The sequence below is a fragment of the Mesorhizobium sp. M0185 genome (genome assembly GCF_040322175.1).
In the GTDB taxonomy this organism is placed as follows: Bacteria; Pseudomonadota; Alphaproteobacteria; order Rhizobiales; family Rhizobiaceae; genus Mesorhizobium.
Genome location: NZ_JAMYSY010000093.1, coordinates 1 through 10401, shown reverse-complemented (window position 1 = coordinate 10401; position 10401 = coordinate 1). Strand labels below are relative to the sequence as shown.

Annotated in this window: 10 protein-coding genes and 1 pseudogene; 3 read left to right on the top strand and 8 right to left on the bottom strand. The window is 60.2% G+C overall.

The genetic code is table 11. From position 1 onward, the window contains the following. Nucleotides 1–46: 46 nt before the first annotated feature. Both NKJ20_RS33305 and NKJ20_RS33300 read left to right on the top strand, forming a co-directional pair. Nucleotides 47–568, top strand: a pseudogene (locus tag NKJ20_RS33305) (hypothetical protein); the annotation flags it as partial. Between the two features lie 146 nt (nucleotides 569–714). After that, complete coding sequence (locus NKJ20_RS33300; protein WP_352749836.1) at nucleotides 715–1482, top strand: ParB/RepB/Spo0J family partition protein; 768 nt, start codon at nucleotides 715–717, stop codon at nucleotides 1480–1482. On the opposite strand, the gene NKJ20_RS33295 is transcribed toward NKJ20_RS33300, so the two are convergent. The 7 genes from NKJ20_RS33295 to NKJ20_RS33265 all read right to left on the bottom strand — a co-directional run bounded on the left by NKJ20_RS33295 (nucleotide 1460) and on the right by NKJ20_RS33265 (nucleotide 8362). Then, nucleotides 1460–2134 carry a protein-L-isoaspartate(D-aspartate) O-methyltransferase gene (locus NKJ20_RS33295; RefSeq protein ID WP_352749834.1) on the bottom strand — a complete coding sequence of 225 codons (675 nt, stop codon included), beginning with the start codon at nucleotides 2132–2134 and terminating at the stop codon, nucleotides 1460–1462. The two genes, NKJ20_RS33300 and NKJ20_RS33295, sit on opposite strands and share 23 nt — an antisense overlap. A 139-nt stretch (nucleotides 2135–2273) precedes the next feature. Beyond that, nucleotides 2274–2741, bottom strand: coding sequence for a class I SAM-dependent methyltransferase (locus NKJ20_RS33290; protein ID WP_352453097.1), 468 nt, complete (start codon nucleotides 2739–2741; stop codon nucleotides 2274–2276). Nucleotides 2742–2931: 190 nt separating this feature from the next. Beyond that, a complete protein-coding gene (locus tag NKJ20_RS33285; RefSeq protein ID WP_352453096.1) occupies nucleotides 2932–3780 on the bottom strand; it encodes a sugar phosphate isomerase/epimerase family protein in 849 nt (282 codons plus the stop codon). 5 nt (nucleotides 3781–3785) lie between these two features. Further along, the gene (locus NKJ20_RS33280) at nucleotides 3786–4781 is read right to left on the bottom strand and encodes an ABC transporter permease (protein WP_352749832.1); all 996 of its coding nucleotides are present in this window, start codon (nucleotides 4779–4781) and stop codon (nucleotides 3786–3788) included. After that, entirely contained in the window at nucleotides 4778–5779 is a 1002-nt protein-coding gene (locus tag NKJ20_RS33275) for an ABC transporter permease (RefSeq protein ID WP_352453094.1), read from the bottom strand. The genes NKJ20_RS33280 and NKJ20_RS33275 overlap by 4 nt, the downstream gene beginning before the upstream one ends. Further along, entirely contained in the window at nucleotides 5772–7286 is a 1515-nt protein-coding gene (locus tag NKJ20_RS33270; protein ID WP_352453093.1) for a sugar ABC transporter ATP-binding protein, read from the bottom strand. Before NKJ20_RS33270 ends, NKJ20_RS33275 begins: the two co-directional genes overlap by 8 nt. Nucleotides 7287–7372: 86 nt before the next feature. Continuing rightward, on the bottom strand, nucleotides 7373–8362 hold the full coding sequence (locus tag NKJ20_RS33265) for an autoinducer 2 ABC transporter substrate-binding protein (protein WP_352453092.1): 990 nt from the start codon (nucleotides 8360–8362) through the stop codon (nucleotides 7373–7375). Between the two features lie 161 nt (nucleotides 8363–8523). Here NKJ20_RS33265 and NKJ20_RS33260 point away from each other — a divergent pair, with 161 nt between their 5' ends. After that, complete coding sequence (locus NKJ20_RS33260) at nucleotides 8524–9582, top strand: LacI family DNA-binding transcriptional regulator (RefSeq protein WP_352453091.1); 1059 nt, start codon at nucleotides 8524–8526, stop codon at nucleotides 9580–9582. A 310-nt stretch (nucleotides 9583–9892) separates the two neighbouring features. On the opposite strand, the gene NKJ20_RS33255 is transcribed toward NKJ20_RS33260, so the two are convergent. Further along, nucleotides 9893–10105: an alkyl sulfatase C-terminal domain-containing protein gene (locus tag NKJ20_RS33255; RefSeq protein WP_352453090.1), complete on the bottom strand. Its 213-nt coding sequence runs from the start codon at nucleotides 10103–10105 to the stop codon at nucleotides 9893–9895. Between the last annotated feature and the right edge of the window lie 296 nt (nucleotides 10106–10401).

The following is a 10401-nucleotide window of genomic DNA, read 5'->3' as shown; positions in this document are numbered from 1 at the left end:
CCGCTAAACACGGGGGCTGCGCGGCGGACACGCCGACGTCACCGCAATGCCACGCCATTTTGCAGAACTTGACGCACACAACTCCAGCCCAGCCGGGTCAGGGTTAGTAGTGAAAAGAGGGGGGAAAGGGCGGCTCTGCCCCCTCTCCCCTGCAAGGGGAAAATCGGTCTCCCCGTCCTTCCTCCGCGCGGCCAGGGCCGCGCTCTGTGCAGGATCGACGCGGATCCACATACGCGGATCGGCGCCGACCCCCGGCTTCGCCTTCGGGCGGGTGATCCCCGTCCGATTTGTCGTCTTGCCCCCTCGCCGCCGCTGTTCCGCACGAGCTCGGGAGCAGGAGCGGGGCTCCTGCCCCTTCGGGCAGGATTTCGCTTCGCGGGAAAAAGGGAAATCAGGAGAAAGCATCATGACCGAGACCATAACCATTTCATTGAACAAGCTGGACGTAGACCCGAAGAACGTCCGCAAAACCTATAGCGCCGAGGGTATCGCGGCGCTGGCAGCGAGCAACAGGGCCGATGGCTACAGGCTGCTGCAAAACCTTGTCGTCAGGAAGGGCGACAAGAAGGGCCGCTGTTTCGTGAGCGCTGGCGGGCGACGCCGCGCAGCACTCAATCTGCTGGCCGAGAAGGGAGAGATCGCGAAGGATTCCCCGTTGAATGCAAGGAGCGAGCGGGAGGGGACGCGAAGGCGACCAGTCTTGCCGAAAACGTCTTGCGCGAGGACATGCACTCGGTCGACCAGTACGAGGCGTTCCGCGATCTGGCGGACGAAGGCAAGTCGGTCCCCGACATTGCCGCACGGTTCGGCGCGGCCGAAACGATTGTGCGCCGCTGCCTTGCCCTTGGTCGCGTGTCGCCGCGCCTCTTGGAAGCCTACCGCAACGAGGACATGACCTTTGAGCAGCTTTCGGCCTTCACGATCAGCGACGATCACGAGGCGCAGGAACGGGTGTGGAATGAACTGCCGGCGTGGAACCGTTACGCGCAAAACATTCGTTCCGCGCTTGCTGGCGGGGCGTTCGGGCAAGCGACAAGAGGGTCAAATTTCCTGGGTGGGCTGGACGCCTACGAGGCGGCAGGCGGGAGCGTCAGGCGCGATCTGTTCGATGACAAGGAAGGCGGTTTCGCCGTCGATGTCGTGAAGCTGGACGCCCTTGTCGCAGCCAAGCTTGAAAGCGCTGCCAAGGCAGTGAAGGCGGAAGGCTGGAGATGGGTCGAGATCATGCGAGCGACGGTCGACTGCCTTGTATCTCGCGTTAGACTTTGTCATAGCGAGCTTATCTCGATGCGGATCATGCCGCACATTGCCGATGATGCGGAAACCCCAGCAATAGCCAAGCTGACAAGGCTAGGGCTGGGGAGTTTTTTCGCTCGGGCCGATGTTGATGGCGGCGCTGCGGGGCACAAGGCCGAGCGTGGCGATGGGACCCCCCCGTCGCGGCTGTCTGCACCTTCCATTAGGCCGTTTCGAGCCGGCTGAACCGAACCGGGATGAGTTTCCGGGTCCCGAGCTGCCCTGCCGCATCCTTGTCGATGACAGTCAGAAACTGTGCTTCTTCAGATCCCAAAGGCAGAACCAGGCGTCCCCCCGGCTTGAGTTGCTTCAGTAAAGCCGGGGGGGTCTGCTCAGCCGCCGCCGTGACCAGGATCTTGTCGAATGGGGCGTGCTCGGGCCAGCCACGAGACCCGTCTCCGACACGAATGCCGACATTGGCTAAGCCGAGGCCCTGCAGGAGAGCCTTCGCATGGATTGCGAATTCCTCGATGATTTCGACGCTCCAAACTTGCCCGGCGAGTTCCGCGAGGATTGCGGTTTGATAGCCCAGGCCAGTGCCGATCTCGAGCACCGCCTCGTTCCATTGGGGAGCAAGGAGATCGGTCATGAGAGCGACGATGAATGGCTGCGAGACGGTTTTATCGAAGCCGATCGGCAGCGGCATGTCCTGGTAGGCATAAGGTGCAACCGAGGCTGGAACGAAGCGATGCCGCGGCACTCGCCGCATCGCTGCCATCACCCGCTCATCGAGCGCCGCCTTGCCGAGTTCTTCGCTTGCAAGGTCGGTATGGATTGCAATCATCTCGACCATGTGCCTGCGTAGGATCGCCAGATGCTCTTCGTTCATTGGCTTCATGACAGTCGGGCTTTTCCTCAACCAGGCTTGATGCCACAGTAGTCTTATATCCCGTTCAGTCACAGAAACGCCCGCCATCGTTTCCAGTTGCGGGTGCCCAACGGCAAGTGGAGGTGATTTGGGCGTTGCGTTTTGGTCGTTATCGACCACGGCGCGTTCGCAGAAACGAACTCAGACGAACGCACGACTGTTGAGGTGAGGGAAGATGCCGAGTGCAGCCCTCATCGGCAAGCGTTTCGATGAATTCGCCATCCGTTCCAGGCGGAACGCGGGCAACAATGCTTGAGGTGCGCCTCACAATATTGGAAAGCACCCTTCGCGCCTTGCCCGGGCCGATGTTGCGCTGCATGTGCTGGTAGACGGCCAGCAGCAGGACGATATCGTACTTCGGCAGAAGGATATTGCCGAGGCGGCGGCTGCCAAGGTTTAGGCGATCGAACCGGGCATGTACCGGGGAGCCGCTCAACAACATCTTTGCAGTCTCGATATGAGGTTTGGCAATGTCGATCCCATGGATCGAACTCGGTCTTAGCTTAGATATCTCATAGGCGACAACACCCATATTGCAGCCAATATCGAGAATTTCCTTGTCGGCACAAAGTGGCAAGCGAGCCGAACAGCCAGTCGCTAATGCCCTTGAGGTCGTGGTCCCGCCAAGGTGGACCGGGCCGAACCTCGTTGCGGACAGAAAGACTCTCGGCGAGCACGCCGTCGAATGTCATCGCCGAGAGCTGGTTTTGCCAACGTCGAAGACGGCGATATTCGCGCCGTCCGCCTCCTGCCCGTCATGCATTGGGTCAGATCAGACCGTATTGGCGAGCCTTGTTGCGCAGGAAAGGCAAGCCATTGCCCATCACTTCGGCCTCGTCCTTCGCGACCGGCCGCCAGACGGAGAGGCCATAGGAGACTTCCGGCGGCATGTTGATGAAGCTTTCCATGGCAAGTCCGCCCTTGAAGCCGATCGCCGCGAGCGTTGCGTAGATCTCGTCCCAGGGGCAGTTGCCGGTGCCCGGGGTGCCGCGATCGCTCTCTGACAAGTGAATGTATTTCAGGTGCTCACGAGCGGCCAGAATACCATTGGCGGCCCCCTTCTCCTCGATGTTCATGTGATAGGTGTCGAGATGGACAAAGATGTTGTCGGCGCCGACTTTCTCGAGCATCCAGACGGCCTGCGCGCCGGTATTTATCAGGTGGTTCTCGTAGCGGTTCACCGCCTCGATTCCGAGCTCTATGCCGCGCGTCTTGGCGTGCTTGGCGGCGACGGTCAGCACATGCGCGATGTTGTCGTATTCCTTGTCGGTGGGTGGCACGCCGGTGCGTTCACCGATACCACCGAAAATTACACCGGAAAGCGCCAGAGCGCCCATCTCTGCAGTCTTGTCGATGGCCACTTTGAGATGTTCGATGGCGGCATCCGGCCGCACCGAGGCCCAGGCCCGCTCCGGCAAGCCAAGCGAGCAAACAGCTGGAAGATTGTGCTTTTCGAGCAAGGCGCGCGTATGCGCGGCATCGACCGCCGGCGCGTTCAGAAGCGCGATCTCGATAAAGTCCATGCCGTATTTGACGGAAGCGGCGATCGCCTTCTCTGCGCCCGCCCGGTCCCAGTTCATCGTCCACATCGAGGTGTGGACCCCAAAACCATGCATCTAACTCACCCTTTGTTTGTGTTTAGGAACTTTAGGCGCCCAGCAAGCCAGCGCAGGATCATCACGGTGATCATCAAAATGCCCCAGACCGCCGTCGCCAGATGCTGGTTGGCGCCCATCAGATTGAGTCCCGAGGACAGAAGCTGGAGCACCACGAGCGCGACGAAGACAGGGATCACGCGACCGAAGCCGCCGAACGGATTGACCCCGCCAAGAAAGCAGGCAAGCACAGTGATCAGCAGGTAGGACTCGCCGTGGCCGACACGCACCGAATTGAAGCGCGCCAGCATGATGATACCGGCGACCGCGCACATCGCACCGGACAGTGTGTAGACCAGAACCTGCACCTTGCGCGTATTAATGCCGGAGTAGCGCGTGGCCTCGATGTTGGAGCCGATCATATAGGTGTTGAAGCCTAGCTTCATGCGTGTCAGCAGGAGCTGCCAGATCAGCACACAGGTGATGAAAATGAGCAACGGAACCGGGATACCGAGAATCGAACCGTAGCCGATCGGCGCCAGGAAGCTGGGAAAGCCGGACACGTCGCCGCCATGCGTCAGGAACTCACCGAGACCGCGCAGGAAAATCATCATCGACAGCGAGACCAGGATCGGGTGAGCCTTGGTGTTGGCGATAACGAGCCCCATGATCAGTCCACTAAGTGCTCCGACCGCAAGGGCAACGATCGCGCCAAGGACAAAGGCACCAATGCCCGCGTCGACGCCGCCCTGGCTTTGAAGGATCCAAGCGAGCGTCAGCCCGGCGATGTTGGCCGTGAAGGTGATGGCCAGGTTCAGGCCGCCGGTCAGGATCGGGAGCAGCATGGCGAGTGTGAGCAGGCCGAGCTCCGGCAGCTGGTAGGCGACGGAGCCAAAAGTGGCCCGGGAAAGGAAGTTCGGTGCGGCAATGCCGAACACGATCATGACCACCACGAACGCAGCAAGCGGACCTGCCAGTTCGGGGCCAAGCAAGTTGCGGACGCGTTCAATCACAGCCGTCATGAAGGCACCCGCCGGCTTTTCAGGAACGGCAGCAGGCGTTCGATGCTGGTGTTCGACAGGGTGATGGCGGTCAGGATGATGGTGCCGACGATCATCTTGAACGCGAAAGGCGACACGCCCATCAAATTAAGTCCGTTCTGGGTGATCGAGACCAACAGAACGCCAAGAATGCAGCCGAGCACGCTGCCTTTGCCGCCGCCAAGCCGCGCACCGCCAAGGACTACGGCTGCCAGGACGTCGAGTTCGCGCCCATACAGGGCGTTAGGCACGACTTCCTGCGCGTAGTGCGCTTGGACGAGACCGGCGATGCCTGCCATCAGGCCAAGCCAGCCGAAGGCGATAAACTGCATGGCACCAACATTGATGCCGAAGCGGCGCGCGCCTTCGGGATTGTCGCCAAAAGCGTAGAGTTGGCGACCAGTGGTCGTGCGCGTGATCAACGCCCAGGTAGCGAATACGCATATGGCCATAATGAGCACGGGTAGGGTTATCTCCGCCCAGGTGCCGTCAGCCATCTCGCGCTCGAACAGCACCACGCGGTTGGTGAGCCAGTCCGGCAGATTGTAGATCGAAACGCCGCCTGTGAAGAACATCAGCAAGCCGAAGAAAATGTTGAAGGTCGAAATCGTGGCGACGATCGAGATGATCCTGAACCTGTGGATCAGGAAAGCATTGATGCAGCCCAACGCGACGCCCAATGCGCCAGCGATGGTGAGGCCGACAATCCAATTCCCGCCGCCGATCCAGCCAAGGACGATTGCCGTCAGATATTGTACGACGGAGGCAGCAACCGCGAAGGAGATGTCAATGCCGCCGGCAATCAGCACGACGAGCAGACCGACGGCGAAGATGATGTTGACCGAACTTGTGTTCAGGAGGTCAAACGCATTACCGAGGGTGAAGAACCGGTCTGTCGCAAACGACAGGAAGGCGCAGATGACCGCGATGACGGCGAGCAAAGCCAGCTCCGTTGCATGAGAGCGGACAAACCTACGCATAGACCGCCTCTTCGATCGCCTGGAGGGACGTGGCGCCGGGGACATATTCGCCGACAACGCGCCCCTGAGCCATGTGCAGCACACGGTCCGCGTTGAAATAGACTTCCGGTACCTCGTCCGAGATCAGGATAATCGACAGGCCGCTGTCGGCCAGCTTGGAAACGATATCGAATATGCCGGCACGCGCGCCAACATCAACACCGACCGTCGGTCCGTCGAGGATCAGCAGTTTCGGTTGAGTCGCCAGCCATTTTGCAATGGCGACACGTTGCTGATTTCCCCCCGACAGGGTCGAAACCGCGTCTTCCTGCATTCCGATCCTAACGCCGAGATCCCTTATCCAGCTACTGACCAGGGACCATTTGCGATCGCTCGAAATGAAACCGCCCGAAAGAACCTTGTCCAGCGAGGCAATGACCATATTGTCGGCAATTGATTGGGGCTGAATGAGGCCGAGCGACAGCCGGTCTTCCGAAAGATAGGCGACGCCGGCGGCGATCGCGTCACGGTTGGAACCGAAGCGAACGGGCCTGCCATCCAGCACAACAGAGCCGGACCTCGGCTTGCGCATGCCGAACAAGGTCAACGCCAGCTCGGTGCGCCCTGCCCCAAGCAGCCCGGTGACGCCGAGCGTCTCGCCGCGCCGGACCGTCAATGACACATCCTCGAATTCACCGGGCCGCGACAGCCCTTTAACCTCAAGCACGACCGGGCTCGTGCTCAAATCGCGATGCAGGACGGAATAGTCGAAGGTCTTGCCGGTCATCAGCTCTGTGATGCGCGATTGGGTCAGACCTTTGGTCGGATAGACGCCAACCAAGGCGCCGTCGCGCAGCACCGTCACACGGCTGGAGATTTCGAGAACCTCCGCCAAGCGATGACTGACGAACACAACGGCAACGCCCGACGCCGACAGATTGCGCACAATGTCCAGCAGATAGTCGGTTTCAGATTGGGTGAGCGAGGCCGTCGGCTCGTCCATGAAGACAAGCTTCGCTTCGCCGACGAGCGCGCGCGCTATAGCTACGATCTGCCGCTGTGCGATTGGAAAATTGTGGAGTGCGAGATCGACATCGAGGGTAACACCAAGACGTTCCAAGGCGTTGGTCGCGACACGCCGCATTTCGGCATAGTTCACCAGTCGCGGCCAGCGGCCGATGACAGTCTGGAACGCGATGTTCTCGGCGACGGTCATCTCGGGGAACAGGGCGAGGTCCTGCCAGATGACCTGAATTCCGCCGGCCTGCGCCGTCACCGGTGACATATGGGCGTAGCTCTGGCCGTCATAGTCGATCTCGGCGCCGGCCTCGGGCTTGTACACGCCAGTGATGACCTTGATCAGCGTGCTCTTGCCTGAACCGTTCTCGCCGGCGAGGCAATGCACCTCGCCCGGCAGAACCTCGAAGCTGACATTCTTCAGCGCCTTGACGCCGCCAAACGTCATGTTGACATTTCGGAGCGATAGCAGCGGCCGTGACGCGGAGCCATCGGGTGCCTGATCAGCCATCGAGTTGAACCTGGATCTAATCGCGTTGACACATCCTCAGCCGGGCCGGCTCGAGGCCAGCCCGGCTGCCACAGCCTTGCGAGGCTTTACAGGCCCATCGCCGCAAGGCCGTCGACAGTGTCCTTGTTGATCGGGACCAGCTGATCGACGATGATGTTATGGTTTTCGAAGTCGGGCTTGACTGTCCCTAGCCCTTCGATCGTATCGCCATCCTTGACTTCTTTGCCCTTCATGAGCTGGTCGGCCAGCGTGACGAAAACCTCACCCGCCTGCTTCGGATTCCACATGAAGCCGCCGGAGATCGCGTCGCTCTTGATGAGCTTCTGGCCCTGCCCCGGCGAGAATGGGCCGAGCACGAATATCTGGCCCACCTTCCGGCGCTCTTCGATTGCGCGGCCAGCTCCGATCGGGCCTTGGCTGCCGAAGGCAAGGAAGCCTTTCAAGCCGGGATTGGCGGAAATCAGGTCAAGTGCCGTGCTGCGGCTCTTGTCCACATCCTCGGCGACGCCATAACGATCGCCGACAAGCTTCATGTCCGGATGGTTCTTCTTCAGATACGCGATTGCCGCATCGGCCCAGGCATTGTGCAGCGGCACCGTCAGCGAACCAACGAAGACTGCATATTCACCTTTGCCGCCCATCTTATCCGCCAAGAGCTTGGCATGAGCCTCACCGAAGCCGGTCGCGGACGCGAGTTCGAAATCCCAGTCGGCGCCCTTCTGGCCAGGCGATTCATGCGTGATGACGATGATGCCGGCGTCCTTGGCCTTCTTCAGGACAGGTTCAAGCACTTTCGCATCATTCGGCACGACCCCTATGACCTTCACGCCCTGTGCGATCAGATCCTCGATGGCGCGAACCTGCAGTGCCGGATCGGCACTGGTCGGGCCAACCATAAATGCGTCGACGCCGAGCTTCTGGCCGCGCTCCTTGATCCCCGCCTCCATTGCGTTGAACCAGGGAATGCCGCCAATCTTGACGACGACGCCGACTTTGCCGGCCTGCTGTGCCATGGCAGCGATTGATCCGCCAAGCATAAGGGTCGCGGCGAGCGCCGCGATCATGAACTTTTTCATCTGTACTCCTCCCATAACGTTCCGAACGGGAACACACCTCCGCCATCGATTTGTGCTTGCACAATCGATGGTGCATTAACTATTGTGCATCAAGACGCGCTCGTCAAGCGAGATATTGCACCAGCGGGATATTGCTCTAAACAGACGCTCCGGAGGGCCAGATGCATCAGCAGGTCAAGAAGAAGGCGACGATCTATGACCTGTCCGTGCTATCGGGCAGTTCGCCGTCGACCGTGAGCGCGGTGCTGAACGGCACTTGGCGCAAGCGCCGCATCAAGGAAAGTACGGCGGAAACAATTCTCAGCCTCGCCGAACGCCACCAGTACACCACCAATCTGCAGGCGCGAGGCTTGCGACGGTCGCGATCGGGCCTGGTCGGCCTGATGCTGCCCATCCACGACAATCGCTACTTCTCCTCCATGGCGCAGACATTTGAGGGACATGTGCGCAGCCGCGGTCAATGCCCGGTCGTGGTCAGTGCCAGCCGCGACCCGGAAGAGGAACGCCGGACCGCGGAGACGCTGATTTCCTACTCAATCGACCAGCTCTTCATTGTCGGCGCCACCGATCCGGACGGCGTGCACGAGGTCTGCGAGGCGGCGGGACTGAGGCATGTCAACATCGACCTACCAGGAGCAAAGGCGCATTCGGTGATCAGCGACAATTATGAGGGCGCGCGGATGCTGACGGAGGCAATCATCCGCCAGTTCGGCAATGATGACCCCCTGCGGCCGGACGAGCTGTTTCTGTTTGGCGGCCGCAACGACCACGCAAGCCGCGAACGCATCGCCGCTTTCCATGCGACCAAAAAGGCACTGTTGGGCGCCGACCCTGATGACGGAGTACAGTCCTCCGGCTATTCGCCCGACATAACATTGCGTGCCTTCGAGGCATTTTGCCAACGCCATGGCAAGCTGCCGCGCGCATTGTTAATCAATTCGTCGATCAATATGGAGGGTCTGCTGCGTTTCATGGCGGGCCGGCCGGCGGAGATGTTTAGCGAGCTTGTCGTCGGTTGCTACGACTATGACCCATTCGCCTCTTTCCTGCCCTTCCCCGTAATCATGGTGCGGCAGAATTTTGAGGCGATGATTGCGAAGGCGTTCGAACTGATCGATCAACCCCCGGCGGCACCGCAGATTTTCTTGATTGCGCCCGAGTTGATCCAGCCCAGGTCTGCTCTGAAAGGGCCGCTGGATACGTTGAAGGATATAGCGTGAAGCCCCGAAAACCCGTCTTTGCACAGCTCCCCTCACCCGGGTATCAACGCGCGCGCTGCTATGCGTGTTATCTTCGACGCGATCCGGGTCAAGATCAGGGAGGAGGGCTTTAATTCCAGCAGGAATTTCCCTCTGAAAGCAACGCCGCTCGCCGATCGAGCTTTTCACGGCCGAGATGTTTGAACCAGCGGGACGCGCCATTTCGCGACACTTCCCGGCACTTCACGAAACCTGACCTTTTGCGCTACGGCTTGAGTCGACGCCATTACAGTCATTCACAGAACTGACGGGAGCATCGTGCATTCCGCTATCACGCTGTCAGCGGTTCAGGCGGCGGAAACATCTGCTGGAACCGGGCCAGGGCTTCAGCGTCGCCAGCGACGTGGACGGTTCCTTCCTTGATTGCCTGAGCTGCCGTGACCTCACGGAGGAATATCCGGTTGAGCGCTTCCGCATTCATCGTGAACACCGCAGCCGGGGCGTTGGCGCTGCCCTCGCTTGTTGCGCAGGTTTCGCCATCCACCCAAACTAGTCGCCCTGAAGCCGCCCTGCACGGGAGGTCTCGTTGCCACTTGATGGTTCCATTTGGAAGATGGCAGAGACAGGCCCATTCTCTTCCCAAGGTTTCAAATGGCCGTTAGTGCAGTGACAGACTTTGCCCACATGGGAGGTGATGATGGGTCGAGATTTCTCGAAATCGAGCATTTCAGGGAGCCACCGATCAACGATTGGTTAGGAAAATCGCTTCCTCGTCGTCGCGCTGCCTGCCGCCAAGTGCTGCAGCCGCGCTGGCAATGAAGGCCCCGACGACCAGCGACA

Bases quoted from the DNA above. Each gene is read 5' to 3' on its own strand.
- NKJ20_RS33295 (WP_352749834.1), bottom strand. From the start codon at position 2,134: ATGAAGCCAATGAACGAAGAGCATCTGGCGATCCTACGCAGGCACATG.
- NKJ20_RS33285 (WP_352453096.1), bottom strand. From the start codon at position 3,780: ATGCATGGTTTTGGGGTCCACACCTCGATGTGGACGATGAACTGGGAC.
- NKJ20_RS33280 (WP_352749832.1), bottom strand. From the start codon at position 4,781: ATGACGGCTGTGATTGAACGCGTCCGCAACTTGCTTGGCCCCGAACTG.
- NKJ20_RS33275 (WP_352453094.1), bottom strand. From the start codon at position 5,779: ATGCGTAGGTTTGTCCGCTCTCATGCAACGGAGCTGGCTTTGCTCGCC.
- NKJ20_RS33270 (WP_352453093.1), bottom strand. From the start codon at position 7,286: ATGGCTGATCAGGCACCCGATGGCTCCGCGTCACGGCCGCTGCTATCG.
- NKJ20_RS33265 (WP_352453092.1), bottom strand. From the start codon at position 8,362: ATGAAAAAGTTCATGATCGCGGCGCTCGCCGCGACCCTTATGCTTGGC.
- NKJ20_RS33260 (WP_352453091.1), top strand. From the start codon at position 8,524: ATGCATCAGCAGGTCAAGAAGAAGGCGACGATCTATGACCTGTCCGTG.